29 protein-coding genes, 1 pseudogene and 1 other annotated feature are annotated in these 26457 nt (G+C 41.8%); of the genes and pseudogenes, 7 read left to right on the top strand and 23 right to left on the bottom strand.

Annotated elements, in window-relative coordinates; translation table 11 throughout:
• Nucleotides 1-120: 120 nt before the first annotated feature.
• The 3 genes from ACG3M1_RS01600 to metG form a co-directional block, all read right to left on the bottom strand.
• Nucleotides 121-627: a DUF6088 family protein gene (locus tag ACG3M1_RS01600; protein WP_002607005.1), complete on the bottom strand. Its 507-nt coding sequence runs from the start codon at nucleotides 625-627 to the stop codon at nucleotides 121-123.
• A gap of 618 nt (nucleotides 628-1245) precedes the next feature.
• Nucleotides 1246-1437 (bottom strand): hypothetical protein, encoded by a 192-nt coding sequence (locus ACG3M1_RS01595; protein ID WP_009588146.1) that lies wholly within the window; start codon nucleotides 1435-1437, stop codon nucleotides 1246-1248.
• Nucleotides 1438-3411, bottom strand: coding sequence for a methionine--tRNA ligase (metG, locus tag ACG3M1_RS01590; protein WP_002607004.1), 1974 nt, complete (start codon nucleotides 3409-3411; stop codon nucleotides 1438-1440).
• Nucleotides 3412-3445: 34 nt separating this feature from the next.
• Nucleotides 3446-3653: a binding site (T-box leader), on the bottom strand.
• A gap of 360 nt (nucleotides 3654-4013) precedes the next feature.
• Between metG and ACG3M1_RS01585 the strand changes: the two genes are divergently transcribed.
• The gene (locus ACG3M1_RS01585; RefSeq protein WP_002607003.1) at nucleotides 4014-5267 is read left to right on the top strand and encodes a hypothetical protein; all 1254 of its coding nucleotides are present in this window, start codon (nucleotides 4014-4016) and stop codon (nucleotides 5265-5267) included.
• Between the two features lie 14 nt (nucleotides 5268-5281).
• Nucleotides 5282-5521, top strand: coding sequence for a hypothetical protein (locus tag ACG3M1_RS01580; protein WP_002607002.1), 240 nt, complete (start codon nucleotides 5282-5284; stop codon nucleotides 5519-5521).
• Nucleotides 5522-5653: 132 nt separating this feature from the next.
• Here ACG3M1_RS01580 and ACG3M1_RS01575 read toward each other — a convergent pair whose 3' ends face one another.
• From ACG3M1_RS01575 to tnpA, 9 genes and pseudogenes are all read right to left on the bottom strand, one after another.
• Nucleotides 5654-6712, bottom strand: coding sequence for a hemerythrin domain-containing protein (locus tag ACG3M1_RS01575; protein WP_002607001.1), 1059 nt, complete (start codon nucleotides 6710-6712; stop codon nucleotides 5654-5656).
• Nucleotides 6705-8426, bottom strand: a complete 1722-nt coding sequence (hcp, locus tag ACG3M1_RS01570; RefSeq protein WP_008727976.1) for a hydroxylamine reductase — start codon at nucleotides 8424-8426, stop codon at nucleotides 6705-6707. Before hcp ends, ACG3M1_RS01575 begins: the two co-directional genes overlap by 8 nt.
• A gap of 1 nt (nucleotide 8427) precedes the next feature.
• Entirely contained in the window at nucleotides 8428-8730 is a 303-nt protein-coding gene (locus ACG3M1_RS01565; protein ID WP_002606999.1) for a cupin domain-containing protein, read from the bottom strand.
• Between the two features lie 60 nt (nucleotides 8731-8790).
• On the bottom strand, nucleotides 8791-9381 hold the full coding sequence (locus ACG3M1_RS01560) for a Crp/Fnr family transcriptional regulator (protein ID WP_002606998.1): 591 nt from the start codon (nucleotides 9379-9381) through the stop codon (nucleotides 8791-8793).
• A 23-nt stretch (nucleotides 9382-9404) separates the two neighbouring features.
• Nucleotides 9405-10235, bottom strand: a complete 831-nt coding sequence (locus ACG3M1_RS01555; protein ID WP_002606997.1) for a M55 family metallopeptidase — start codon at nucleotides 10233-10235, stop codon at nucleotides 9405-9407.
• 13 nt (nucleotides 10236-10248) lie between these two features.
• On the bottom strand, nucleotides 10249-10569 hold the full coding sequence (locus tag ACG3M1_RS01550) for a nucleotide pyrophosphohydrolase (RefSeq protein ID WP_002606996.1): 321 nt from the start codon (nucleotides 10567-10569) through the stop codon (nucleotides 10249-10251).
• A 167-nt stretch (nucleotides 10570-10736) separates the two neighbouring features.
• A complete protein-coding gene (locus ACG3M1_RS01545; RefSeq protein WP_008727975.1) occupies nucleotides 10737-11063 on the bottom strand; it encodes a hypothetical protein in 327 nt (108 codons plus the stop codon).
• A 310-nt stretch (nucleotides 11064-11373) separates the two neighbouring features.
• Nucleotides 11374-11529, bottom strand: coding sequence for a hypothetical protein (locus ACG3M1_RS01540; protein WP_021421205.1), 156 nt, complete (start codon nucleotides 11527-11529; stop codon nucleotides 11374-11376).
• A 290-nt stretch (nucleotides 11530-11819) separates the two neighbouring features.
• Nucleotides 11820-12203: pseudogene (gene tnpA, locus ACG3M1_RS01535) on the bottom strand (IS200/IS605 family transposase).
• 30 nt (nucleotides 12204-12233) lie between these two features.
• On the opposite strand from tnpA, the gene ACG3M1_RS01530 reads away from it, so the two are divergent.
• The 3 genes from ACG3M1_RS01530 to ACG3M1_RS01520 all read left to right on the top strand — a co-directional run bounded on the left by ACG3M1_RS01530 (nucleotide 12234) and on the right by ACG3M1_RS01520 (nucleotide 14615).
• A complete protein-coding gene (locus ACG3M1_RS01530; protein ID WP_002606994.1) occupies nucleotides 12234-12632 on the top strand; it encodes a hypothetical protein in 399 nt (132 codons plus the stop codon).
• 57 nt (nucleotides 12633-12689) lie between these two features.
• The gene (locus tag ACG3M1_RS01525) at nucleotides 12690-13484 is read left to right on the top strand and encodes a hypothetical protein (RefSeq protein WP_002606993.1); all 795 of its coding nucleotides are present in this window, start codon (nucleotides 12690-12692) and stop codon (nucleotides 13482-13484) included.
• A gap of 522 nt (nucleotides 13485-14006) precedes the next feature.
• Nucleotides 14007-14615, top strand: a complete 609-nt coding sequence (locus ACG3M1_RS01520) for an ATP-binding cassette domain-containing protein (protein WP_002606991.1) — start codon at nucleotides 14007-14009, stop codon at nucleotides 14613-14615.
• Nucleotides 14616-15451: 836 nt separating this feature from the next.
• On the opposite strand, the gene ACG3M1_RS01515 is transcribed toward ACG3M1_RS01520, so the two are convergent.
• Together ACG3M1_RS01515 and ACG3M1_RS01510 are read right to left on the bottom strand one after the other, a co-directional pair.
• Complete coding sequence (locus ACG3M1_RS01515; RefSeq protein ID WP_009588106.1) at nucleotides 15452-16936, bottom strand: RDD family protein; 1485 nt, start codon at nucleotides 16934-16936, stop codon at nucleotides 15452-15454.
• A 4-nt stretch (nucleotides 16937-16940) separates the two neighbouring features.
• Nucleotides 16941-17252, bottom strand: coding sequence for a hypothetical protein (locus ACG3M1_RS01510; protein WP_002606988.1), 312 nt, complete (start codon nucleotides 17250-17252; stop codon nucleotides 16941-16943).
• A 364-nt stretch (nucleotides 17253-17616) separates the two neighbouring features.
• Here ACG3M1_RS01510 and ACG3M1_RS01505 point away from each other — a divergent pair, with 364 nt between their 5' ends.
• The gene (locus ACG3M1_RS01505; protein ID WP_008818259.1) at nucleotides 17617-18312 is read left to right on the top strand and encodes a VanZ family protein; all 696 of its coding nucleotides are present in this window, start codon (nucleotides 17617-17619) and stop codon (nucleotides 18310-18312) included.
• A gap of 264 nt (nucleotides 18313-18576) precedes the next feature.
• A complete protein-coding gene (locus ACG3M1_RS01500; protein ID WP_008818258.1) occupies nucleotides 18577-19506 on the top strand; it encodes a glycoside hydrolase family 43 protein in 930 nt (309 codons plus the stop codon).
• Between the two features lie 25 nt (nucleotides 19507-19531).
• Here ACG3M1_RS01500 and ACG3M1_RS01495 read toward each other — a convergent pair whose 3' ends face one another.
• The 9 genes from ACG3M1_RS01495 to ACG3M1_RS01455 form a co-directional block, all read right to left on the bottom strand.
• Nucleotides 19532-19927, bottom strand: coding sequence for a PTS sugar transporter subunit IIA (locus ACG3M1_RS01495; RefSeq protein WP_008818257.1), 396 nt, complete (start codon nucleotides 19925-19927; stop codon nucleotides 19532-19534).
• Nucleotides 19927-20730, bottom strand: a complete 804-nt coding sequence (locus ACG3M1_RS01490; RefSeq protein WP_008818256.1) for a BtpA/SgcQ family protein — start codon at nucleotides 20728-20730, stop codon at nucleotides 19927-19929. The genes ACG3M1_RS01495 and ACG3M1_RS01490 overlap by 1 nt, the downstream gene beginning before the upstream one ends.
• Nucleotides 20720-21706, bottom strand: coding sequence for a hypothetical protein (locus ACG3M1_RS01485; protein ID WP_008818255.1), 987 nt, complete (start codon nucleotides 21704-21706; stop codon nucleotides 20720-20722). The genes ACG3M1_RS01490 and ACG3M1_RS01485 overlap by 11 nt, the downstream gene beginning before the upstream one ends.
• A gap of 9 nt (nucleotides 21707-21715) precedes the next feature.
• Nucleotides 21716-22432: an amidohydrolase family protein gene (locus ACG3M1_RS01480; protein WP_008818254.1), complete on the bottom strand. Its 717-nt coding sequence runs from the start codon at nucleotides 22430-22432 to the stop codon at nucleotides 21716-21718.
• 12 nt (nucleotides 22433-22444) lie between these two features.
• Complete coding sequence (locus tag ACG3M1_RS01475; protein ID WP_021420896.1) at nucleotides 22445-23260, bottom strand: PTS system mannose/fructose/sorbose family transporter subunit IID; 816 nt, start codon at nucleotides 23258-23260, stop codon at nucleotides 22445-22447.
• A 4-nt stretch (nucleotides 23261-23264) separates the two neighbouring features.
• Nucleotides 23265-24014, bottom strand: a complete 750-nt coding sequence (locus ACG3M1_RS01470) for a PTS mannose/fructose/sorbose/N-acetylgalactosamine transporter subunit IIC (protein WP_008818252.1) — start codon at nucleotides 24012-24014, stop codon at nucleotides 23265-23267.
• A 21-nt stretch (nucleotides 24015-24035) separates the two neighbouring features.
• Nucleotides 24036-24503 (bottom strand): PTS system mannose/fructose/N-acetylgalactosamine-transporter subunit IIB, encoded by a 468-nt coding sequence (locus ACG3M1_RS01465; protein WP_002606979.1) that lies wholly within the window; start codon nucleotides 24501-24503, stop codon nucleotides 24036-24038.
• The gene (locus ACG3M1_RS01460) at nucleotides 24500-25246 is read right to left on the bottom strand and encodes an amidohydrolase family protein (protein ID WP_008818251.1); all 747 of its coding nucleotides are present in this window, start codon (nucleotides 25244-25246) and stop codon (nucleotides 24500-24502) included. Before ACG3M1_RS01460 ends, ACG3M1_RS01465 begins: the two co-directional genes overlap by 4 nt.
• 398 nt (nucleotides 25247-25644) lie before the next feature.
• Nucleotides 25645-26376 carry a GntR family transcriptional regulator gene (locus ACG3M1_RS01455; protein ID WP_002606977.1) on the bottom strand — a complete coding sequence of 244 codons (732 nt, stop codon included), beginning with the start codon at nucleotides 26374-26376 and terminating at the stop codon, nucleotides 25645-25647.
• Between the last annotated feature and the right edge of the window lie 81 nt (nucleotides 26377-26457).

Raw genomic sequence — 26457 nt, 5'->3', positions numbered from 1 at the left:
GGGTGAACACCATATAAAAATGGGTTACCCTTTTTTATATGATGTTTTGAATTATGCAACATCAAAATAAATATGTAAGTAAAAGAGATAACGAAACATTTAAAGAACGATTACAATGAATTAGCCTTGTATCTTTATTTGATCTAGCACCGTTTTATTTAATTGCTCCTCGAATTGCTGTATCCTTTTCATCATTGTTTCACAGGGTATGGATTCACCATAAATCATATTGCTCATCGCCTTATAATCCTTTCCAAAATATGCGATAGCATTTTCCTTCGGTACCAGTTTGCAGCCGCCTTGTAATACTAAATCATATCGTGCCCAATTACATGGATAAAACTTCTTTTTGAAGGATACCACTCCAGACGGACAGATATTCCATGCATACTTCTCAGCAAGCTTTTCTGCCATAGCATTTGCCGAAGGATATCCATATTCATGTAAAACATTACTGTAGTATGGGATAGTATAATATCCACTGATAAGCCGGTATATTTTATTACTGCTGTATAGTCTGTGAAGAGGCATTTTAACTGCATCCGGATTGCTTATATCATAGAAATCACTGTTTGTGAAAATAGTGCCTTTGGGGGAGTTTTTCATCCGTTCTTCCATTTTCATCATAAGATTTTCTCCCACAACACATCACTCCTTGTTACAAAAATTACATGCTTTTAGTAACAAAATTACAATAGGTATTGTATATAAATGATATCTTTGAACATTATGCAGATATTATCAATTCAAACCTGTGAATGACTGTCCATCATTTTTCGAGTTAAGTATTGAGCTATCGAAAAAAGTGGAAATTAAAGAAATTAAAAATTTCGATATGTTGTTCCTAAGTATGTCAAGTCTAATTTATCTATACGGATAATACACAAAAAAGTTCTTCTTTTGAGAAAAGAGGATTTTTTAAAATTAGGATATTTTCGGCCTTTTGTGATAATTCATTAATGTACTTTGTGGTATTCAATTAATGTACTTTGTGCTTTTTCGTTAATGTATTTTGCGGTATTTCATTAAAGTGATTTGTGCTTAGCTGTTCCTGTTGCTTATGACAGCTATAAGTGAAATACACATCCTCCATTTCACAGTAATCCGGCAAAGCGATATGCAATTCCATACCCTCTAAAAGAAATACCATTCCATCACGGTAAAAAAATCCCGGTCTCCATATGTACGCATACAAAAAAAGACCCCATCTCTTATGACAGAAATGGAATCCTTCTTCATACTTTCTTATTTCTCTTTTTGCTCACGATATGCTTTCGTAAACAATACCAGACGTAAAATCCCAACAATCAGCAATGCCCCACCGATCACCGACAACACGATCTGATCACTGTCGATACCATAATAGATAAAGAAACAGGAAATCAGACATACGAATATAGCTGTCAGTAATGCAGGCAGTACCGTTTTTGTTTGCAATTAGCTCACCTTCGTTCCGTTTGGCAGATCCTTAACAATCGTTACAATATCCAGATCATCCGCATTGCTGGCACACAGAATCATGCCCTGACTCTCTACACCACGCAGCTTGACCGGCTTCAGATTGGTCACAACGATGACCTTCTTTCCGACAACATCCTCTGGTGAAAAGCTTGCGGCAATACCACTGACAATCTGGCGGGTTTCCTCACCCAGATCAATCTGTTCCACCAATAATCTGTCCGCCTTTGGATGCTTTTCGGCAGAGATAATCGTTCCAACCTTCAGCTCCACCTTTGTAAAATCCTCGATTCCGATTTGTTCAACAGGTGCATCTTCTTTCTTCGCTTCTTTTTTATCCGCCTTCTTTGCGGCTTTTTCTTCCTTCTTGCGGTCTGCTTCCAGTGTTTCCATAAACTCCTTCGCATCAATTCGTGCAAACAGAATTTCCGGCTTTCCTTCCACTGTATGCCCGCATTCCAGCATTCCAAACTCCTTCAGGCTGTCTGCATCACGCTCGGATGTGCTCAGCTCCTCAAGAATTTTCTCAGCGGTTTCCGGCATATAGCTGCTCAGCAGTACGGCAGAGAAACGGATACATTCCAGCAGGTTATACAGAACAGTTGCCAGACGATCCTTCTTCGCTTCATCCTTGCCAAGCACCCATGGCGTCGTTTCATCAATATACTTGTTGCAGCGCTTCAGCAGGGTAAAGATTTCATCAATTGCTTCTCCGACATGCAGGGTTTCCATTTTCTTTTCCACACGCTTCGGCGTATCCAGAGCAAGAGCAATCAGCTCCTTGTCGATATCCTCCTGCTCCAGCGGATTGGAAATCACCCCGTTGAAGTATTTATTCTGCATGGAAATGGTACGGTTGACAAGATTTCCAAGAACATTGGCCAGATCAGAGTTTATACGCTCCACAACCAGATCCCAGGTAATCGTTCCATCCTGTGCAAACGGCATTTCATGCAGTACGAAATACCGCACGGCATCCACACCGAAGTAATGCACAAGCTCATCCGCATAGATGGCGTTTCCTTTGGATTTGGACATCTTTCCATCTCCAACCAGCAGCCATGGATGACCGAACACCTGCTTTGGTAGCTGCTCACCGAGTGCCATCAGCATAATTGGCCAGTAAATCGTATGGAAGCGCAGAATGTCCTTACCGATGATATGTACATCCGCAGGCCAGTATTTCCTATACAGATCCCCATGGTTTCCATCAGCGTCAAAGCCCAGTGATGTAATATAGTTGCTTAGGGCATCAATCCAGACATAGACAACATGTCCCGGGTCAAAATCAACAGGAATCCCCCATTTAAAGGATGTACGGGATACACACAGATCCTGCAGACCCGGCTTCAGGAAGTTGTTGATCATCTCATTCTTTCTGGATTCCGGCTGAATAAATTCCGGATGGTCTTCAATATGCTTGATCAGACGCGATGCATATTTCTGAAGATTGAAGAAGTATGCTTCCTCACTTGCTTTTTCCACAGGACGCCCGCAATCCGGACATTTTCCGTCAATCAGCTGACTTTCCGTCCAGAAGGATTCACACGGCGTACAATATAAGCCCTCATAGGTGCTCTTGTAAATATCGCCCTGTTCATACAGCTTCTTAAAGATCTTCTGGACCTGCTTTTCGTGATAGTCATCCGTCGTACGAACAAAGTAATCGTAGGATGTGTTCATCATATCAAAGTTTTTGCGCACAATTCCGGCAACTTTGTCGACAAATTCCTTCGGCGTTACACCGGCTTCCTTTGCCTTTTCCTCGATTTTCTGTCCATGCTCATCCGTACCTGTCTGGAAAAACACATCAAAGCCCTGCTGGCGCTTGTATCTTGCGATCGCATCTGTCAGTATGATTTCATACGTATTACCGATATGCGGTCTTCCCGATGTATAGGTAATCGCGGTTGTGATGTAGTATGGTTTTTTGTTCTTACATTCCTTACACATATTCATATCCTCCTTATATAAGAAAAAGCCCCCGCCAAAGGACGAAAGCTTCGTGTTACCACCTTTATTCATGCACGCATACACGTACACCTCATTTGCCGTTAACGCCGGCCTGCGGTTCTTCCTAATTATTCAGAAAAACGGTTCCAGGGCCATGTTCGCTTTTTCCTCATGAGAATTTACACCAGCCATTCTCTCTCTTCGCCTTGGATAAAAGCTACTCTTCCTGTCATTACCTTTGCAGTATCATTATATAGAATTCTTCCCGCAAAGACAAGGAAAAATACATAAAATAAAGGATTTCGCACAATAATGCATAGCCGAAACATCGCTCAGGGCCGCATGTCTCTATAAAAAGAGAAAGCTATTTGCAAGGTTTGTCCGTTTGCGAAATCACCGTAGGAAAAACATACTGCTTTTCCGTTTATTGATAAATAACGGAAATGGCTGTATACCCGACGGGTGTGCCATCAAAAAGGGCATACATCAACAAAGGTGTATGACTTTCAAGAAACCGGAAATCATAGCATTTTGCCATATCATATTTCATGTATCTATCACTGTCAACCTGTGCTATACTATGAAAAAAGGAAGTGCATAGCATGAAGAAAATCGGACTGGCGCTGCTGTGTCTGCTGATGGCCTGCGGGGTATCCGCTATGGTACTGTACGGTATCTGGAATCAATACAATCCCACAGCGATTATCGGCAGCAGCATACAAACGGAAAACACGGATGTAAAGAAAGTCACCGAACAATGGTTTGCTGAGTTTTTCAAGCAATATGAAGGACCTTTTGTCCCCTTTGAATTCCGCATCAGGGATAAAAGAGTAAAAACCATTGAAGTCTTAAATAAGGAAGAGGGCTTTGTACAGCTCGATTATGAATTCAGGCCCGCAAGCGATAACCCTTATGTCACATCCTACTATACCGCCGCCTTGCAGGAGAACGGCTGGTATGTAGCGCAGGTTGTATTACAGCTTGAGAAAACATTGAATGGATATACTGTAAAAAACAAAATGTCACCGGTACAGTATCAAATCCAGACAGACCCTTCCCTGCGCAAACCGCCAACCACGCATTACGCGATGGCTGACAGGAAGGAAACCTATGCATTCTCTCAAAATCAGCTGTATGTCACCTATGATGCAGGGAAAAGCTTTACCGAGGTTCCGGTACCCTATGAGGATATCGCAGGTACAAATAACAGTACCTACAATGAACTGCTTCCCGCACATGGATATATTGTAAGCAGGGACTTTACTGCCTTTGTCTGTTATGACGAAACCGGAAGCTACCTGCAATACAGTGAAGATATGGGAAAGACATGGGAAAAAAGCAGAATTATTTCAAGAACCTATCGCGGAGATACGCTTTATCTGTCAAAAACGGAAAACAGCTGCTATATCACACTGGCGACAGATCGTTCACTCGGTCATGAGTATTACAGCACGTTTAAAAGCAGCGATTTAAAAACCTGGAAGCAGCTGTCTGGTAAAGTATTGAATGAGAAAAGAGACATTATCTTTCTTTCCGATGAAACTGCCTACATCGGCGCCGGAACGGATGAACAGGGAAATCCGCTTGTATACTATACAAAGGATGATGGAAATACGTATACCACACTGACAATCCCTGCTCATGAGGTGGAGATATTGGGCAGCAGCTTCAAGCCATTCGTTCAGATGGAATATGTTTATCAGGAGAAGGGAATAACCTATATGATCGTCGCTCAGGGTACAGACGGCGATTATATAAAGAATAATGCTCTTGTCAAAGGACGCTATAAATCAAAGGACGGCATCAATTTTACCTTCGATAAAGAAATCAGTGACTCGCCGACACTGGCAGGTTAGATAGGAGAACCGATATGAAAGCATATATAAGGTATGGAAGCATTGCGCTTATGATTGCATCCCTCATCCTAACAGGCTATCAAATGACCTGCGGAGCCGTACTGTTTATCTTTTACAATGACAATAAAACCGCCCTGCTTTATCTCCTCAGGGGAGGTCTTGCGACCCTCATCTTCCTTCTGCTGTTTTATCAGAAGGAGCTGAAGCAGCTGTACCTGAAGCATAAAGCAGATACGTCAGGCTCTCTGGAATAAGCACCTGTATAGAAAAAGCCTTTCTACCGGATATCAACACCGCTGTGAAGAACTTCATTGCCCGTGTCCTTACACCTGTAGAAAGGTTTTCTTTTTCTCTATGACAGGAAATCAGATGTAGCTATGCATCCATCAGGACAGCTTCAAGAACTCCCTTAACTCCTCCATCCGCTCATACTCACCATGTGCATCGAACGCTTTCTGAATCTCATCCATCGCAAGCTTACGCACCGCATAGGGATACGCCACACTGTTTTCCTTTTCAATATGACGTTCAAGCAGATCAATATATGCCTGAATGAAACCGATCAGACGTACACAGACCTCCTCAGTGACATCCTTCTTTAGCAGCTTCTTCATGGAGCGGATGTAATATCTTGCGAGATCATGCTCCACAAGCATTCCCTGTTCGACAAGGAGTTTCCCCTGCGGACTTGCCTGCTTCAAACGGCTGAACACCAGCTCCTCCTCCTTCTGATGATGAAAGACATCCGCATATTCCTGTAGATAATCAAGACAGTTTTTCAGCCATTCTCTGTCCACCTGCTTTGTCCGCAGTATGGATAGCGAGTATTCCTGCATGGCAGCCAGCAGGTGTGAAATCATTTCATGCTCATATTCCAGCTGTTCCACCCATGTACGGGACACAGCATCTTTATATAAAACTGCTTCCTTTGCATACTCCTCATATACATAGCCTGCCGGAAGCATTTTTTGAAGCAGCTGTTCCCGCTCCCACAGCCATAAGGAAGGATTTTGGTAATACTGCAGCTGGGAATCATTCTTCCATACAATACGTGCATGTGTATCATCCTGCACTTCCATGATCAGGTTACGTTCACAGGGCATTCCATGTAGAAACAGTGCTTCGATCTGCTTCAGCAGCTGTGTCAGATCGCCATCCACTGTATGCCGCTGTCCAAAGCCTGCAATCACCTGCGCAGCAGCCTCTTTTCCCTGCGCATGGACAAGACGCTCACTTAACGCAGCATGCTCGCGCTGTACCTCTTTCATTATTTCCTGCAGGCTTTCATGAATGTTGGTTTCATCAATCAGATCTGTCAGCTGCAGCCTGTGACAGCGATGCTTCTGTTCCCTGTGCAACGCACTGCACAAGGCTTCATTCCATTCGCTTAGAAAACAGATGCGCTTATACAGCAGCTGATGAATTCCTCCCAGCCGCTTACTCATGACGGTACTCCCGTATGGCTGCGCACACCTCATCAACGTTCAGGGCATGCAGCTCACAGGCATCGCGTAAGGATTCAAGCTGAGCGCTTGGACATCCCAGACAGTGAAAGCCTGCTTCATACAGCACATCCTCCATCCCCTCATCCAGCTTCAACAGCTCAGCCATCGTCATATCTCCATAGGATGGTTCACGTTTCGTAATACCGAAATTCTCCATATCTTTTTCAACCTCCTGAATCGTTTTGATTCCATAGCTCTCCTTTAGCCACTGTACAACTTCAGGACTCAAAAAGGCAGGCAGCGTTGGCCCCAGATGGATATTCTTCACACCCAGATGCAGCAGTGCCAGCAATACGATGACCGCCTTCTGCTCATACCATGCAATGTTATAGAGGATTGGCAGCTCATTGATATCCTGTAAGCCAAAGGCCTCCTTCAGTGCTTCTGCAATCAGTACCAGAGAATAGGAATCATTGCACTGTCCCGCATCCAGCACACGGGGAATCCCGTTGATCATTCCCAGATCAAGCTTCAGATAACGGTATTTTGCACATCCGGCAGTCAGAATCACCGTATCCTTTGGAAGTGCTCTGGCGAAATCAGTATAGTAGCTTCTGGAGGCATGCCGTCCATCACAGCCTGCCATAACGATAAACTGCCGGATATCCCCGTTTTTTACGGCTTCCACGATTTGATCCTGTAACGCCATGACCTGTGCATGTGCAAAGCCGCCAGTTACACTTCCTGTTTCCAGCTGCTGCGGTGCAGGACAGTGTTTCGCCAGTTCGATAATACAGCGGAAGTCCTTCCTTCCATTCACTGCTTCTATATGCTCAAGTCCGTCATATCCGACAACACCGGTTGTAAAGATGCGCTGCCTGTAGCTGTCCTTTACCGGAATGATGCAGTTGGTTGTCATCAGAATCGGCCCGTTGAATGCTTCAAATTCCTCATTCTGTCTCCACCACGCATTTCCGTAATTCCCTTTGAAATGCTCATATTTCTTAAATTCCGGATAAGAATGCGCCGGCAGCATTTCCCCATGTGTATAAATATCGATTCCCTGTGAGCGTGACTGTTCCAGCAGCTCCTTTAAGTCATGCAGATCATGTCCGGATACCAGAATACCCGGACGGCTTCCTGTTTCCAGAGATACCGTGGTGATTTCCGGCTGACCATAGGTGGCTGTGTTTGCTTCATCCAGCAGTGCCATGGCCTGTACACCCATCTCGCCGGTCTTATCAAGCAATGTCAGATACTCCTTTTGTTCGTGATCCTCCAGCAAATATACAAGGGTGCTGCGGACAAAGCTGCTCAGCTCAGCTTTCCGGAATCCCAGCACAGCTGCATGCGACAGATAGGCGCACAGCCCCTTCAGTCCGTACAAAATAAGCTCCTGCAAGGAACGCACAGTCTCTTTCCGGTTCTTCAGGCATCCCTCCCGTGTCAGCTCCTCCACAGATTTTCCGGTATATGTTTTTTCAATCGCCCTGCGGATATCCGCTGTGGAAAAGTTAGCATTCGTTATCGTCATGAACAGATTGTTCATAAGCTGTTCGTCCGATGCTGTATCATATAATGCGGCATACTGACTTGCCCGTATCAAGGCATCCTGCAGATTGGCGCACGCTGCACTTTTCCCGCACATGCCCTGTACGGTACATGCCGTCTCGTTCATCGTTTCCTGGCACTGAAAGCAAAACATTTCTTCCATATTACCGCTCTCCCTTCTGTATCAGCAGCATACGGCTGTTTGTGTCTGCACGCAGGGCATGTACAACAGATGCCGGAAGATGAACTGCCTCCATACCCTGTATTTCCTTTTCTTCTCCATCAACGGTGAATATAATACGTCCCTCCAATACGATTGCCAGCGCTGCCCGCGTACTCGTATGTTCCTGGATTTCCTCTCCCTGAGCCAGTGCAAACAGCGTTGTGCTTCCGTTTTGCGTCAGTACTTTCGACACGATAGCACCGTCCTGCATTCCTGCCATTTCCTGTATTGTTTCTGTTTTCACAGATATCGCCTCCTTGCTTACGAAGCAAGTATATCGCGCAGACAGAAAAAAAGCGGTAATCTATATTACCGTTTTAAAGTTTCCATGCTCATCAAGAACCAGAAGTCCGTCATCCACCATGCGATACAGCTCTCTGGAAAGAGCCGGTCGGCTGACACCGAGAAAGCTTGCCAGCTCATGGCGCTTCAACAGGACATCGGGATGCTGCTGCATATATTCCATGATTTTTTCACGCAGGCTGTCCTTCATTAACAGCTTCAGCTTCTGTGACAGCGTATATGCTTTTTGTGAAAGCATGACATTCAGATTCCGGCTGATTCGGGGAAACCGGTGCAGCACACTGCGGGGAATCATAAGCACCGTGCTTTTCTTCATCGCTTCCGCAGAAAAGGGAAGCTTTTCATCAATAAACAGATAAACCTCTGCAAAGCAGTCCATCGGCTCCCGTATGATGGTCAGAATATTGCGGGTACCGTCCGGTGTATCATCAAAAACACAAACCGCACCCTCCAGCAATACATACAAATATTTGGGCGTGTCTTCCTTATGGAAAATGATTTCCCGGCGCTGAAACGTTTTCGTGACAGACTGCGCCTTCAGCTCTGCGACCTCCTCCGGTTTCATCTGATCCAGAATATGCATCTGCTTCATGGCTTCACCTGCTTTCTCTGCTTTTATGCGGCAAATGCATTGCTTATTTTTATAACAAAGCGAAGATACCGGTATACTTCATCATAGCTGTCCTTCTGTATGCGTACCGTGCAATCCGATATCCGTGTCACGCCGTCCATGCGGGAAACAAAATCGGCATTGCGTTCATGATGAAAGGTGATATCCACACAATGTGGTTTTTTGGCATAGACAGGCGCTTGTCCACAATGTGCTTCCATGGATGAAACGGCACGCTCATAGCGTTCCTCCAGCATTTGCCAGCTGCAGGAAAGGGCACACTGGGAAGAGATTGCACGCTTGGTTTCCACATAAGCAAACGGCATCGGCAGTTCCTCCTTCAGCTGTTCCTTCAACAGATCATCGCCGCTGATGAGCACGATCGGAACACCATATTCCCAGGCAAGTCGGGCATTGATGCCGCTCTCTCCCATTTCCTCGCCGTCAACGCGGATGCTTCTCACCAAGGTTCCCCATATCGTGTGTGCCATGACGCCGCGGGTATTGCTGCGACAATGATATCCGACAAAGCATACACCGTCAAAGGTATCGTCCAGTCCCTCCATCATCCCATATTCCTTATAGGCACCATTGCTTACCACCATACAGGCACGCGGGTCCAGTCTTGATGCGCTCAGATTATCCATATTGCCATGACCGTCATTCACCACGACTTCCTCAGCTCCTGCCGTAAACAGCTTATCAATCAACAGGTTTACCTCCGAAATCATATTCGTGCGGTATTCCTCATACTCTGTGCCATTCTTCGCAGTATGTGCAAAGGCCCCGTTTCCCCAGATTCCTTCGATATCCGCAGAAATATACAGTTTTTTCATAGCTGCCTCCTGTTTATTCATATGCGTCATACTTCGCTGCATTTCCTCTGGCTTTTTCCACAGGATACTTCTTTTCATTCTTTTCCATTTTATCCAGAATGATGTCTTCCATATTCACCTGCAGCTTATCCGCGAGCTGCATACAGTAAATCATCACATCCGCAAGCTCCTCACACACCGCGCGATGTTCATATTTCTCCGGATCCCACTGAAAGCATTCCAGCAGCTCCCCTGCCTCTATGCAGATGGATTTTGCCAGATTATCCGGCGTATGAAACTGATCCCAATCGCGATCCTTTACAAAAGCTCTTACTCTTTCGATTGCTGTTTCCATAGTATACCTCTTTTCTTTATGTTCTATTGTCTTTTTGTGTAGTACAGCTTCTGCAGCTGTATGCATCCAGCGCTATTGTATCATATATCCTTACTGTCGTGTATTCCCAACACATACCGTTCTACGATATGCAGACCTTACAGTCTTTAACAGACCGTCTTGCAAGCTCATGAAGCTGACCCTCTGTGCCTGATTTTTAAACAATTAACAATCAGGGTGATCAACAGCAGCAGATACAGGAGCAGGACAAAACTGATAAGGAATAAAAATTCCAGCGGCCGACCATATCCCTTTGTCGTTATGATCCAGATCAGAAGCACAGCACATGCTATGTGGTTCATCCGCCCCCAGATGAAATAGCGTTTGTCGCATACCTTCTTCTTTTTCAGCATGGAAAGCGTCCCCACTGTCAGCATGATGGAAATCGCCAGTCCGTGCATAAAAATAGGTATCAGCGTGGCATTTTGGTTGAAATCTGTAAGATATAGGTTCATTGAATACCCCTTTCCTGTATCGTGTGCACGATAATGATAAATGTGTAAATTGCCTTTATCCGATGAGGAGGAGCAGGAAATTGCCGTGAATCCGATGGTTTTCCATACCGGTAAACGGATGCATCTGCATTATTTATAGCATATATCGTACAGCTTGTATAGGATGAAATGCTTAAGCATTCTTAAGTCGATATAGGGTACTTCTTTTCATCATAAAGCAGGGATACGCCCTTATGATGTAGGCAGCTTTGCAACGCAGCTGAAAAAAGACAGAAACCGGCTTGTATGGCTTCTGTCTGTTCTTATCTTCTTACATACGTGCATGCAGCATCATATCGATTAAGCCTTCTGCCTCCTTTGGACAGTTGCATCTTCCGATGCGTGTGTTTCCTTCCATATTATAGAAGCCGCTTCCCGCGCTGACGAGCAGCTTACGGTCTGTCGCAAGCTTTAACAGACTTGCCATAAGTAAGCGTAAGTATACTTAATTCTGAAATGAATGTTGAATATAATTAATTCATCTTTGTAGAGGAATCAAAAGTATATGCTTTTTATATGATAGTTAAGAATGACGGTAATTGCTTGAATATTATCATAATCAAGATACAATAAAAGAATAAATATCCACTAGCATAGCTGGTGTTTTTACGTAATCGTCCCAAGGAGCTCAAATTCAAGCTACGCTTTCCAGCATAACAATACGTATTTGCATTTCTATTTACGATTACCTGTAAACGAGTCCTCTATATGGAGAATCTATTGTTCACTCAATTCATCTTCTTTCAGTCGCTGCTCTATACATGCTTTGATTACTTTGTCATTTTTCCTACTGTATTCCTCTACACAAGAATGATCTGTTTCTATAATTGTATTTCATGCTTCTCCATTTCTGATATATCATAATACTGCTTTTCCCCTTCAGAAATCCCATGAATCCTGATACTGTCATTTTCGGCGGTATTTCCACTAGCATATGTACATGATCTGGACATACTTCTGCTGTTATTATTTTTCCCCCTTCCAATCACATAATTATCTTAATATAACTCCAATTTCCAGCCTCTTTTCTCCATAAAACACTTTTCTTTTATATTTGGGGGTAAACAATATGATACGAGCTTGTAAACAAGGTGATAACATGTTATAATTAACTAAAGAAAGGGTGGTACTATGAAAAAAATTTTTGTATGCTTTTTCACCTTAGTTGTTGCTTTAACGACAACTCTCTCAATATCTGCTACTCAATGGTCTTCAAAAGAAACGCTAAATGTCCCAGCTTGGGGTGCTTGGAGTGAAAGAACGAAAACATCTACTAAGAAAAACAAAGCTTGTGACTATGGTTATATTCATCTATATTCTAATAATACAGGTTGGACGACATATGGAGACTTTTATTTCCATGGGGAACGCCGTTCCAATTCATATTATTCTTTAGCGGAAGGTTATGATAAAAGAATTTATTATTTAAACGGATACAAGTCCAAGGATTGGTGGATTGGCGCAAGAGTTTCCTCTTCTAATGTAAATTTTGGAGGTCAAGTTTCCATTAATTTTACACCGACAAATTAAATGAATACATAATAGAAAACCGAAGTCTTTCGGTTTTTGTTATAAAAGGGGGCCATTATGAAACAAAAAAAACACTTAATAATCTTATTTACTGCATTAATTACTCTCAGCTCCTATGCTGTTTTTTATGCAAAGGATTTTTTCCAATATGCAAATGAATGGAATTTATTCTCTGTTGGTATTCGTATCTGGGATTTTAATTTAAATCTTATATTTATTCTGTTACTATTGCTTATTCTTCCTAACATTCTGCTATATAATATATTCGCACTACATGAAAATGGCGCAGAAAACATCGCAATATTACGAATCGGTATAAAAAAATTTCACATCCGTAATTTGAAAAAACTTCTAGCAGAATCTTTTCTTTCCATATCTTTATTACATTGTTTCATTCTTTTAGGTATATATTTTGTTTATCATCCCTCATTGTCTATTCATTTTATTCCTGATGATTATTTATTATTTTTTAAAAATCCCATTATCAATTATCTCTTGTTCTCACTATTCAGTTGCCTAGGCTTCACTCTCTTTATCATTTTTGTATATGTATCCATTTTCTTTATTAAAAGGCGATATTTCTTTCACCTTTATCCATTATTGATAATGATAGGTAGTGTAGTTTTAGTGAATTTAGTAATAAGATTAAGTGTAATTATTTTTCAATATAAATCAATACCTTTACCCTTACGGTTATTGACAAATGCAATTTTACCTACAAGTTTGATTTGTCCTGGAATGTCATTGCTTCAAATAGGGTATTTAAATTATCTTTCTGCCTTCATATTTTATATATTCTTTATTTCTATATTGTATGTGCTTTTAAAGAGATGGAGAAAATACTTATGCTGAGAAATTACATAGTATCTCTTAAGAGTAAATATATCCTATTATATATTCTTTCTATTTTGATTTTTTTCCTATTTCTATATGAAAGCGATTCGAAGATTGGCTTTATATCATACATAGGGAATAACTACTTGCCTTTAGTTACGTGTTCGATATTTTTTTCCTTTAACTATTGGAGGGCTAATTGTTTATATGCTATGAAATATCACATATTCTTAAGGATCAAAGAAAACAAACTTGTAACTCAAATCTTATGCATAGAGTTTCTTAATTCTCTTATTTTTATCATCATAACTTATATACTTCCATTTTATAATCAACTTGCATATATGCCAAAGATATATATGCTATATTTGATTAACATCAGTATCCTATACCTTATGATTAGTTGTTTAAATACTGCCGCTCTTTTTGTTAGCAAAAGAATAACTAAAATATTATTAATGGCACCATTTTTATTAATGTTTGTGTTTCATTACTTAATCATGCTGCCTATACTCGAAAAATTGTGAAGGAGACAATCAAATGATACAACTTGTAAATATTTCTATCGCTTTTCATAATGTTAGCATTCTACGTAATGTAAATATGGATATTCACAGAGGTGATTTGATTCATATCACCGGATCAAATGGTTCAGGAAAATCTACTCTTTTAAAGATAATTGCTGGTCTTTTAAATGCAGATAAAGGTGAAGTAATAATCGAAAATAATGATATTGAAATAGGTGCTTTAATTGAAAATCCTGCGTTTATTGAGAACGAGAGTGCTGAATATAATTTGAAATTCTTATATGATCTGAAAAACAGTTACGATAGAAAAACTGTTCAAAGCTATATGGAATATTTTGATTTAACTTTAGAAGATAAAAGGGCAGTAAAAAAATATTCAGTAGGTATGCGTCAAAAACTTGGTATTATTCAAGCTATTATGGAAAATCAGAATATTATCTTATTTGATGAGCCTACAAGAGGTCTCGATAATACATCAAGCAATAAATTTATTGAACTTGTAAAGAAATTAAATTCTGATAAGAAAACTATTATTATATGTGCTCATGATGGAGTTGACGAAATCCCTTTCAATAGGAAATTTACTATAGATAAGGAACAATTATATGAATGTATTGATTAGAAAGCACAAATATCTATTAGCTTACAGTTTGCTTTTTCCTATCTCCTATTTATTATTAAACTACAATAAAATATTTTTCAATCAGGTAGTTTACGGTATGCCTACGAACATTTTAATGATATGTCTTACTTGTCTCTTCTTGTTATTTGAAATACTATATCTTTTTGATACTACATTTGACTTTATGAATTAAAAGTATGAAATAGAAATTCGAAAACCTAATTTGCTTCGTGATTTAATTATTAAAAAAAGTTTGATAAGTGATATATTTTTAGCAGTAATACAACTTATTTCTTGTTATCTATTTTCTCATCATATCTATATAGGCTTTATTATGATAGATAAAGCAGGGTTGTTATTTATTTACTTGCTATTACTCAAAATAAAGACGACTAATGACAAAAAAGTAGACAGTATCATAATATTTATATTCATGATTATTCTTCATTTATGCATTGAATATTTATATGGCCTTTTAACTATCTTTTAAAATCGTGTTACTTACAGGTGATAGTAGCTTCTTATTCATTAAACTATTTTTACATTGGACTTCGCCAGAAAGAGTGGAATAAGGTAACTTATATTAAAAAAAATAATTCATTATAAACACCCCTAATACTGACTACAGCAGCTATATATAAAACATTAATATTTAACTTTTAAGGGTTCATAGGGATAAAGAGACATAATAAATAAAAGTATTACGTAATGATTGTAATGACTCTTCTCGTATAAGTTTAAGTCACTAATTGGAAGGAGTCCTGTAGATAAACGACTTTTAATAGTTACAAGAACAGACAAATTCATCCTCTATGAATCTGTCTGTTCTTATCTTCTTACATACGTGCATGCAGCATCATATCGATTAAGCCTTCTGCCTCCTTTGGACAGTTGCATCTTCCGATGCGTGTGTTTCCTTCCATATTATAGAAGCCGCTTCCCGCACTGACGAGCAGCTTACGGTCTGTCGCAAGCTTTAACAGACTTGCCATTTCCTTCTTTGTATGCATTGGATGGAAGACTTCAATTCCCTGTACACCCATGAGCAAAGCCTCGTCCAGTAGCTCCGGCTCCTGTACCAGCAGCTTTCCTGGATGGGCAAGCACAGAGATACCGCCCGTCAGTTCAATGACATCCAGTACATCCTTAAGATATGGATACTTCACAGGTACATAGCATGGCTTTCCGTATGCGAAGTAATCTTTATTCAAAGCTCGCCATCCGAATTCATCTCTGCGATACGGCTTTAAAATGGCACAATCATCAAATTCCGGTCGATTCAGTACATGCTTGGCAATCAGTTCACCGCTCAAACGCTGGAACCGGTTGCTTTTCAGAAGCCGTTCCTCATCAATATTACGTCCCAGCAATGCCTCAAATCTGCGGACACGGTCAATGCTGGCCCTCTTCTCATTCACCAGACTTTCATTTTCAATATGTGCGAATAATTCACTGTTATACTGAATGAAATAACCGAGAATACGCACACGTCTTCCACGCAGATCACAGTTGATTTCAATACCCGGAATATAGGTTACACCATACAGCTCACTCATTCTCACCGCAATACTGTTTGCCTTTGCACAGTCCAGATCGGTTATGGAAACCGTCCGAATGTGGTTGCGCTTCGCATATTGGAAAATCTCTTCGACATTATACTGCCCGCGATCGGAGAAATTGGAATGAATATGCAGATCCATCGTATTCATAATCAATTCCGGCTGCTCAGCCTGTTTCGGCAGCGGCTGCTTTACCGCCTGCGGAGCTTTTTCTTTTTGTACAGGCTGTTGTGCTTTCTCTAATGCAACAACCCGTGTTCCAAGAACAAGATCGATCAAAGAGCGATGACGGCTGTCCGCAAGCGTAAACAAACCGTTCAACCCCCAGTATGCAACAACACCGAATGCATTTGTAAAATACATCAGGATGATAAACGGAAGATCGAAGCCTACAAGCTCCCGTAAAAGAAGCTGCTGTCTGCTGGCTTTGCGCCCGCTTTTCTTGACCACCTTAAAGCCGAACATACGCATGCCGACACTCTGTCCGCCGGTTTGCCGGTAGATATAGCTGTTCAGAAATAAAATAGAGATAACAAGCAGCCCCCCGATAAAGATGCTGATCAGCTTAATGCCGGAGATGCTGATGATATTTCCCAGCACGGCAAGCAGAATAATATTCCATAAAGCAATCGGACACAGCATGATGCTGACATCCATACAGAATGCAAGCAGCCGATCCTTACTGTCCTGTACATTCAGCGGACGAATGCCGTCCACAGCCAGCTGATATTGTTTTTCTGGTGTTTTCCTCATTTTTTTCATGCCTTCACCTGTTTTCCTTCTCTTCATACGTTAACAGTCCTGTCTTGACACAAAGCGTGCCCAGCAGCCCCGACAGCACAAAAGACACTGTCAGTATATAGATACATTTGATATCAATTGTTCTTCCCTGCAGAAATCGCAAGCTGGTACCAACCGCCGCCGCAACGGACAGCAGGGGTATGAGCATATATTTTTTCAGGCTTCCAGTATCAAGCTGATACTCTGCCCCGCAGGCAGGACAGCGCAGATGCACATAGCCCTTTATAAAATGCAGTTTGATAGAAGTACCGCATTTTTCACATGTAAATATCTTCATCCTTGTTTAACCTCACAAGGATATTATACTACAGAATCCGCATTTGTATATGGTATTTCCCGTCTTAAGAAAAAGTTAAAGATTCCCGTACAGTTGTCTGTACCATGCTTTTTCATCCTATATTTTACACGGGGATATCCGTTACAGTATATGGTATCGCCCTGTGATTTAGTAGAAGAATCCGTTGAAGTTTTTCTTCCATGTCCAACAGCTTTTCCAAAAAAACGACAGGATGAGAAGTTCTGCTGCCGCTTTCTTCGCTTATCTTATTTCTTTCGACAAACATAAGAAAATATTAAGGCTTCTCCTCTTGTGGAAATATCCGTTCTCCTATATCATATATACACATGAAGGGAGTTTTTGCATGTCCATGAAATATAAAAAAGAGCTGTCCTATGTATGCCTAGGCATATCCATAACGGCAATGCTGCTTTATTTTTATCTCACAATAGAAAATTATCTGAACTTCTCAGGAATCGTTATGTTTTCTGTCCTCATATGCTCGACACTGATCCTTGGTGTCTGCCTGCAGAACCGTCTCTATGATACACAAAAGCAAACAAGAAATCTGCGTCTCATGTGGATCGTCCTGTTTTCCTTCTATATATTTCAAATGATCTATATCCTCTTTTTTGCCAGTGAGTTCGCACGAGATTATGTAGACCTGCGCTCGCAGTCCTATCCGGATTCCCTGCGGATGCAATGGGAATATGGAACCAGTCTGAAGCCGTTCGCAACCATTCATCAGATGATGGCGATTTTCGATATGCCGTATGTGGACAACCGGATTGCCGTTATGAATCTGCTGGGTAATTTTGTCGCCTTTATGCCGTTTTCCTTTTTCCTGCTTTTACTTACTGACTGGGCGAAGCGTCCTGTGAAGCTGCTGCTCCGTATGGCATTTATCATCATCATGGTAGAGATTCTGCAGTTTTTTACACTGAGCGGTACTATGGATATTGATGATTTTATCCTGAATTTCAGCGGTGTTCTGTTGTCTTATATAATTTTACGTTTTACTCCGTTGTATAAAAGTCTATCTGTCTTTTTGAAAAAGTAAATAGTATTTTCCATTCGGCTCATACTTCGTTCACTAGAATCTAGCTTTGTGATCTTCGCCTAGACAAACAAAATCAGCGTATGGATTCACATTTAATCAATTCAGGAAGCTTAAAAATAAAGATACCAAAGCAGGTTGAAATTACAAAATTTCGTTTTGATACACCAAAAGCATATCTCTATATTGATATCCATTGTATGTTATAGACGCATCCCTTATAATATTGCTATGCTTACAGACTGAACATGAAAAAGGAGCTTAACAATGAAAAACAAAACATTATGGACGGATACCGAAGGAAAGCCTATACAGGCACATGGCGGAATGATACTGCAGCATAAAGGAATATATTACTGGTATGGAGAGAACAAGGATACGGAAACAGTTAATCGTCACGTCGATTTTATTGGTATTTCCTGTTACTCCTCTGAAGACTTGGAAAACTGGAGGAATGAAGGTATTGTACTTTCACCGGTAGTGAACAACCCTGCACACATGCTGTATACCAAAAACATATGTGAACGCCCCAGAGTATTATATAATAAAAGCACCAAGCAGTTTGTAATGTATACCCATGCGGATACTGCAGATTATTACTATGCCGGTGTTAATGTTGCGGTCGCAGCTTCTCCAACCGGACCATTTGTCTGGCTAAAGAGCTTTCAGCCCAACCGGCAGGACAGCAGGGATATGACGCTGTTTCAGGATCTGGACGGCAGTGCCTGGCTGATTCACAGTGCAAATTACAATAAAACAATGAATATTGCACGATTAAGTGATGATTATCTGGATGTTACCGGTTCCTATATCAGTATTTTCCAGGATCAGGAGCGGGAGGCACCGGCCATCATGTATTCCCATAACCGCTACTACATGATTACTTCCGGATGCAGCGGATGGGAACCCAATCCCTCCTTATATGGCATCTGTGACCATCTGATAGGACCATGGAAGCTGATCGATAATCCTTGCACCGGTCCTGCATATCGTACCACCTTTGACGGACAGGGGACCTGTATTTTCTTTGTGCAGAATCAGCCCTATGTACTGCTGGATCACTGGCACCCGGATGATTTGCGCTCCTCTGCCTACAGCATGCTTCCGATTCAGATATTAGATAACGGAGGATTAAAGATTGAATGGCAGGATGAAACGTTCTTCACAAATAGCAAAAGAAGAGAAGGAACCTCATAAAAGGTCTTTCTCTTCTTATTTTCATTTACTGCTCCAATGACATTTTCATTAACGCTTCCCTTGCGTTATCAATGCTTTGATCAAGCAGCTGATCCACATCCTCTGCATAATCCCTTGATAAAACCAAATCCAGCAAAAGAGGAAAGTTCGTGCCGGTTACCGCTCTGGCATAGCCATACTGAAAGGTAGCCATTGCGGCAGCTTTAAAAGGAGAGCCGCCCGGCAAGTCAGTGAGGATAATGACATTTCCGTCGATAAACCTTTCCACTTCCTTATTCACCGTGTCGCACAGATCTTCAAAGGAGGTTCCCTCCTGAAAGCTTATGCAGACAAGATGCTCACACTCCCCATTTAACAGCTTCAAGGAGCTGTACATCCCTGCTGCAAAGTCGCCATGACCGCAGATGATAAGCCCTGTCATTACGATCTCCCCCGTTTCTTTTCTCTGGCCTTCTGTACACTGCTCATGAAAATCTCTGCACGTTTTGGATCAATTGGATTTTTCATATTTCCATTTTTCACCCATGTTGCGACCGATACACCATCATAGTATTGCAATAGCTCTTCAATGTTTTCGCCATTGGCGCCTCCACCTAAAATTACCGGTGTATCCGGAAGCTTTTTACGTACAGCATGTATCATTTCAAGGCTTTCCTCCTTGCTTTTGCCGGATACAAATAATCCATCCGCAAAAGCCTCATGCACTGCTTCCCATGCTGCATCATCAATCGGCTTACCACCTAACGGGATTCCATGAACCTCCTGTATATCCGCATATACGGGAACCTTGGAGCGTATTCTCTTACGCAAGGCTGCGATTTCAACACACTGCCCCTCCAATATACCTGCACTTGTAACATTTGCGCCTGTAAACAGATGCTCCACACGCACAAAATCGGCATGTACGGCATCCGCCACGGCAAGGCTGGCAACGCCATCCCAATTCACAAGAACACCAAGGATAAGCTGCGGATACTGATGCTTTATTTCATATGCGATACGCGTCATATAGGCGATTGCCTCCGGAGCTGCATTTTGCTTGATTGGCATATCGTTCATATTTTGTAAAATTACGCCGTCAAAGCCATTATCCACAATCATTTGTGTTTCTTCCAAAACCTCTGCAACGATATCATCAATCGTTTTATCCTCATGCCGGTAGCTTCCAGGCAGCGCACTGGGCTGGATCATGGCAAATGCCGTACAATCAGGTTTAAACATCATCTGCACCTCTCAGTTCTTTTATATACTTCATGCTTATATCATACAGTTGCGTAGCCGGAATTACTCCCTGCTCCGTGATGAACGCCTTGATAAACCCCGGTGACACCGCAAGCAGCTCCGGTGCTGTATAATCAATGGTTCCCTTCACCTGCTTCGGATTTGCCACAGGCTCCAGCTTGCTTCGCAAATCGTTTATCACCGTACATTTCTCTTTTCCATACACAGGACGTACATCCAGCTTGATCAAAGGGGATATAAAATACAGCGGCACATGAAAATAATCACAAAGCAGACCGACAATATCAGATCCGGTTGTATTGAAGCCCGTACCATCCGGGTATATGCTCTCTGCCCCCATAAAAACACCATCACAGGATTTCATATAATACATCATGCTCGCATCAGGAATGAAATGAATCTGATGTCCTGCTTCAAGACATGGCTGAACGAAGGGAGCACCGCCATTGATCACACGGCTTTCCGGTATATAAATACGCTTGGGACCGTTGATTTTACGCAGGAATGCTTCCACACTGCTGGAATAATCATATACCATGATTGCAGACATACGATTCCCTATTTCCACAGCATAGGAAACAGCGGTTTCTGATGCGGCCGTACAATCCCGCTCATATTGCTTTTTCACATCTATAATACGCTGTGCATAGGTACGAATATCACGTTCCTCATGCTGTCTGTATCCGGCAGTCATCAGATAGACAGCATTCGTTATCGCCTGCGATGCCTCTCCTCTGGTATGAATAAAAAACTGACAGACCTCCTGGATTCGCTCCAGCATTTCCGCTATCGTACGATTCGTTTCAACACTGTCAACAGCAATTTGCTCAATCATTTTCCCAATCATTTGAATATGCTTGCTAGCCCCTAATACTCTTTGCTCAACAATGTCATCAAAGTCCTTCACAGCAGCAGCCGGAAGAGCTTTCCTCGCCTTTTCTAAATTTACTGTATACATTCTTTTTCCTCACATCTGCAGCAGACGTTTGCCATTTCCATCCGTAAACATCTGCAGCTGATCCTCTTTCAAATCAAATAAATCAAATACCTCCACAGCATTTTTTGTAAAACGCTGCGGATAGGTTGTTCCGAATACGATCTGTTCTTCACGAAGCTGCCGGAATGCCTTTTTCAGAATCTGCATTTCATACTGATTACTCGTTTCTACATATGCATTTTTATTCCGCTTTACAATATCCACGCAGCTGTACCCGTAATCAAAGCATCCCATATGCAAATAGATAAACGGTATTTGCGGATATCTTCTTGTATACGATTCCCACTGATGCGGCAAGGCCTTTGCGCCAATACCGGAAAATACCTTAACTGGCAAACCGCGCTCCTGCAGCATTGCGAACACATCATCCAGAACAGGACAATCATCGGGAGCATAGCCATGACGATATGAATCGAATTCTATCATACGGATTTCTTTCAGCGAGCAGGCATGTCTTGTATCCTCGAGAATCGTAGATAGTGCAGGATTCAGCACTGCACATCCGATCAAACGCTCAGGGTATTCCTTTACCAGCTCAGCAATTTTCTGGTTTCCGTCTTGCACATCATCATAGCGCATATCTGAAATAACACGCCGATTGATATGGAAACGGTCCATATCCTGCAAGAGCTTTTGCACACTGCCTTCTCCACTGTCTGTTTTTAAATGCGAATGAATATCTATCATCAGAGCACCTCCTTAACCAAGAATGCCTGCATAAACTGCAAGTATAGCAAACACCATTGTGAAGAAAATCAGTTTAACTGCCGAGATTTTTTTCTTTGTTACCAGATAATACATCAGGAAGGTATAGGCCAGACCCAGAACCCCCGGCATCAGACCATCCAATGTCTTCTGAATATTGATAACTGTCTCACCGGACTTTATTTCAATCGGAATGTTCATAACAACCAGAGCCGGTATGAAGCCTCCGACAATCGTATAGGCAGCGATTGCGGCAATATCTGTAATTTTGGAAATCAGACCACTGGAGTTAATTTTTTCAACAAGCTTGATTCCCTGCTTATATCCCTGAATTACTCCCAGATAGCGGATGCCCAGGGAAACGATACTCATACCGATAACAAAGAATATAGGTCCTACCCATCCCAGATTGGCATGTACAAGAGAAATGGCAAGACTTGCCAGAATAGGTCTTGCTGTACCATTCAGCAAGGAATCCCCAAGGCCTGCAAGAGGTCCCATAAGGGCAGTTTTTACCGCATTGATTGCATTGGGGTCCATATCCGGATCATTCGCGTGCATTTCTTCCATTGCCGCAGCAATTCCGACAGGAATTGCACTTGTGATATCATTTGTCAGAAAATATTCCATATGCCGTTCATAAGCCTCCCGCTTATCCTCATCATTGTCATAGACCTTTTCAATGACCGGCATCATAGCCTGAGTAAAGCCGGCATTTTGCTGGCGCTCATAGTTATTTGCTCCACGGATTGTAAGCTGACCGCGGAATACCTTCCATAAATCTTTTTTTGTTAGTTTCTTTGCTTCCATTTGCCTACTCCTTTCCCTCATCTGCAAGTTTGAAATAGTAATACAGTGCCGCAAAAACAACAGCCAGCAGTGCAATACCTACCATATTGATCTGCAGATAGGCCGCAAAGAAAAATCCGAGAAACAGGAACGGCCACATGGTATGATTTTTGATAGAGCTGAGCAGTAAAGCAAAACCGACAGCACCTACCATATTTCCTCCTACAGATAATCCGGTTATAATCTTATCCGGAATCGCTTTAATGATATCTGCTACAAAATCGGCACCAAAATATACAGCAAGAAAGGTTGGTACTCCATAGAGAAGGGCATTCATCGCCATTGTAAAGACGATATTGTTCATAACCAGCCCTCTTGTATCCAGTTTTTCAATCGCATGCTCCGCTCTATGCATAAACCATACATTGATTACGGAATTTTGCACCGTCTCCGCAATCTGACCTATGAAGGATACAGGAAGTGCAGTTGCTACTGCCAGATCTGTCCCTCCGCCACCCAAAATGGCTACAGCAGTTGCGATTGCTGTTGAAATCGTGGGATTGGGGGGCACTGCTGTTCCAACAAAGATAACAGCAAGAAACATAAGCTCAACGGTTACACCTACCTGCAATCCGGTATTGAAATCCCCCATGATAGCACCAACCAATGGTCCAATAAATATTGGGCGGAAGATGTGTGTCTGTGTTGTATGTGCATCAATAAATGCAATTGTCACAGCCAGCGCGACAAGAAATGCCTGTAAAAATAAACTCATAAAATTCCCTTCCTTTCTAAATTAAAGCAGATTTACCAGAATCTGTTTATGCTCATTTGGTACAGCGCGTACTTCAACCTCCACCTTTTCTGCAAGAAGACGAATATCCTTTTCTTCCTCATCATTCAGCCAGCAGTTCCCCAGAATTTTTCTTTTCCCCTTTTTCATATTGATATTTCCGACATTTATACTTTTTACATCGCTGCAGCTGTCAATCAAATACAACGCCTGCTTCGGACCGCGTACAAGCAGCAGTGTTTTTGTATCACTCTCGTCGTTTTGAATCAGCTGCTTTGCATCCTCAAGACTCATAATTTTTAAATCAACCTTTTTCGGTGTTGCCATTTTGAGGAGGGACTGCTGCAGGGTATCCTTCGCAGCCGCATCATCCGCAACCAAAATCTGCTTTGCATCACTATGTGCTATCCAGGCGGTTACCACCTGTCCGTGAATCAGTCGATCATCAATTCGAAACGTAGTTATGTTCATATCTGTTCCTCCCTTACTCGCTTCCATAATTTTTCAGCATTCCGATAAAAAATATCAGCGCGCTGCTCTTCTGTTAATTCCAACTCATAAAATTTGCTGATCTCCATATTTACCGGCTTATAGGGCCAGTCCGTACCAAAGCAGACACGTTTCGATCCCAGCACAGCTATCGCTTTTTTTAATACCTCTACATCCATTTGTCCGGAGGTTTCCACCCAGACATTCGGTAAATCCTTAACCGCTTCTATCGTGGACATCCCGAATTCATAATACCCGATGTGAGTGAATACAAAACGGACATGCGGATGCTTTTTGGCATATTCTGCCCAGACATAGGGATTGCTGATTGGTGCAGTACCGACATGGGTTTGCACATGCACACCATAGGAATCGATTTTGTCCAGCAGGCGATCGAGGGATCCGGAATTATCCGGATAATAGCCATGCTTCCAGGAATGAAACTTCACTGCACTCATGCCATATGTCCCAAGGCATAGGTCTATTTCATTTTCTGCAGCTGCATCCTTTGGATTGATAAACGCATAGCCCTCAATGACCTCTGGATATTCCTGCATTGCACGGTAAATCAAATCATTCTGCTCTCTTGTAGATATCCCTGAAAGACAGCTGATACCGACCTTTTCAATACCATACCTCTTCAAATCTGTTACCAGCTCGCTGGGTGTGTTTTCATCTCCGGAGCTTGTCTTCCCTAAATGGGAGTGAATATCATAATACTTCAAGTCGTCTCCCTCCTGTTCTAATCATGATATAACATGTTATAGCCATATAATAACTTATTATATCATGTTTGTCAATATTAACTGTATGAATTACAAATTTTGTTATCTATGTAAGCCTTTTACATAAAAACATGCGGTATAATAGCTGTTCACTTGTTATATCATCGAAACAAAAAAGTAATGGCGGACTGGATTATATGCCCTTTTTCATTCTATTTACTTATGAAGCAATACGGTATGCATTACTTTGCTGCAGATTAAAAAGAGCAGCAAACAACCGTTCACTGCTTTCATCAAAAATATGACATATTCATTTTCCTCAACGGGATATCATAAGCATGCAGACAGACTCGTGAAGCCACAGAGTGAAAGCCTACTGCAACAGATCAATAAGCTGCTTATAGCTCATCCTTTTTCAATGTAATGATATATTTGTATTCATCCGCTTTATAGGAATTTATCGATAATTCCAGCGGCCTGTTCTTGTAATCATAAGTGATTCGCTCTCTCCTAAATAACGGCTCTCCTTCATTCATATAAAGCTCTTTCCGCAATGCCGTAGATGGCATTACCGCCTCTATGGATTCTACTGCACGCTCTATATGGAGACCCTGTTCTTCATATAAGGCATAAATTGATGTTTTTTCATTCAATACATCTGCGTGTAGTTCAAAACCGGTTTGTCTCGATATAAACTGTTCATTCATCCCGATGATTCTTCCATTTTTCAAGCGCAGACGTTTCAGGCGGTAAATATCAGCGCCCTCCTGAAGCTGTAAGTAATCACATACGATTCCGGAAGCTTTCATTTCTTCAAATTCCAAGATAATAGAAGAAGGCCGTTCCCCGGACTTCATAGCATCCTGTGAGAAACTGCTGACACCGACCAAATCGGTATATTTTCTATTCGCCAGCACCATAGCACCTTTCCCCTTTTGCACTTTTATAAATCCGGCAAGCTCCAAATCCTGAAGTGAACGTCTAATCGTTATACGGCTGACATTGAATTCCGCTTGTAAGGATGCTTCTGATGGCAGAAGCTCATTTTCTTTATATACTCCATTTTCTATTCGTTTCTGCAACTCCTTGTAAATCTGCAGATACAGCGGAGCACCTTCTTTTTTCTGCATTGTTTCATCCCCTTTCCTGAATGTAGTTCCCCTTAAAATATAACACAACATGTTATAAAAATAAAGATAACATGATATAAC

The organism is Clostridium sp. 10cd* (assembly GCF_044336395.1).
Lineage (GTDB): Bacteria > Bacillota_I > Bacilli_A > Erysipelotrichales > Erysipelotrichaceae > Clostridium_AQ > Clostridium_AQ innocuum.
Note: the sequence above shows the minus strand (reverse complement) of the source record. Positions and strands in the feature narration are given on the sequence as shown.